1 protein-coding gene and 1 pseudogene are annotated in these 1,389 nt (G+C 59.2%); both read left to right on the top strand.

Features of this window, described 5'->3' with window-relative positions; genetic code table 11:
- Positions 1 to 549 precede the first annotated feature (549 nt).
- Entirely contained in the window at positions 550 to 777 is a 228-nt protein-coding gene (locus LB523_RS29185; protein WP_224609630.1) for a type II toxin-antitoxin system ParD family antitoxin, read from the top strand.
- Between the two features lie 3 nt (positions 778 to 780).
- Positions 781 to 1,088, top strand: a pseudogene (locus tag LB523_RS29180) (type II toxin-antitoxin system RelE/ParE family toxin); the annotation flags it as partial.
- Between the last annotated feature and the right edge of the window lie 301 nt (positions 1,089 to 1,389).

Here is a 1,389-nt window from a genome sequence, read left to right as displayed (position 1 = left end):
GTCCCCGCAACCAAACAACAAAACGGCCCGCTCTACGCGGGCCGTTTGCGTTTGTGATCGCAGGACGGACACGAAGGTCAGGGCTCTCACCAGACCGAATCATTCAACCAACATCGACCCGCATCGGCGCGCTCGTCATGGCGCTGCTCGCTAGTCGCTAGCTGGAATCATGAACCGCGGGCGACGAGGACGTCAAAGTGAGCGTGGCAGCGCACTCAGGGATCGGCGTGCAACCAGGCACGAAATAATATTAGCCGGTTGAGTTTTAAACTCAGCCGGCTCCCGCGTCTCAGCTGCCTCGAAATGGCGCCGAGGTCGTGGAATCGGCCGCCTAGCGATCCTCGATCGGCGCCGGCGTATCGACCCGAAATTTTGATCTCTGCCGATTCGGGTACTGTTGGGCCTTCACCGAATCGCCACGGGTGAATTGGAATCGAATCAACCCACTGCCAATTGTTGCTATCTATTGATATCCCCGCACCCGCCCCCACATTTCCGGAGGACGCCTCCATGCCCAACTACGCTTTGAACGAGCACTAAGAGCGCTTCATCAGAAAGCAGCTCGAATCGGGCCGCTACAACAATGCCAGCGAGGTTGTCCGCGCCGGGCTGCGCATGCTCGAGGATTTTGAGGCGAAGCGTGAGAAGTGGCTGCGTGAGGAGATCCCGTCGCGCGGGGCCGAGCTTCAGCAGGAGCCGGCAAAAGCTATTCCCGCCGAAACGGTGTTTTCCCGGCTGGAGCTCCGTCATCGCGCACGGCAGGCGAAAGCCAAGTAGGAAATGGAGTGCCGGATTGTCTTCCACACGAAGCGGAAGCCGAGCTCGAGCAACTCTATGACGAAATAGCCGAGCGTGCATCGCCGGCGGTTGCCTGGGATTTTGTTGTGGGCATCCGCGATCTCTGTCTGGGCCTGTCGACATTTCCGCAGCGCGGCACGAGCGGGTGGAGATCATGCCGGGGCCGCGGATCATTGGGTATCGTCGCGCGGTCAGTATCGTTTTCGCTGTCGACGGCGAAGCGCGTGCTGATCCTGGGCATCTTTTACGCAGGCCGGAACATCACGCCCGAGTTGCTGGAAGAAAGGCTCCGAACCGCAGGTCAAAAGGCTGCGACGATCGACATTCGGCTAAGTGCTGGTGGCTGCTTTAGGGCGACCGCATTCACTCGGCGAAGCGGTTGTGACGGGTATCGCCGCAACGGAAGCGCCGGCCAAAATTCAACCAAGCCAGCTTACGAATTTTGCCTTCGTGGATATCTCCACGAGAAATCGAAAAAAGAGCGATCTAGCCTGTTGACAGTTTGGTCGGGCGGCGACTATATACGGCCCACGAACGAGGGCGGTGCGCCGCTGGCGACGAAGAAGTTTGCTTCTAGGTCTGCCCTCTGTT

Origin of the sequence: Mesorhizobium sp. ESP-6-4, from assembly GCF_020164735.1 — a bacterium.
Lineage (GTDB): Bacteria > Pseudomonadota > Alphaproteobacteria > Rhizobiales > Rhizobiaceae > Mesorhizobium.
Note: the sequence above shows the minus strand (reverse complement) of the source record. Positions and strands in the feature narration are given on the sequence as shown.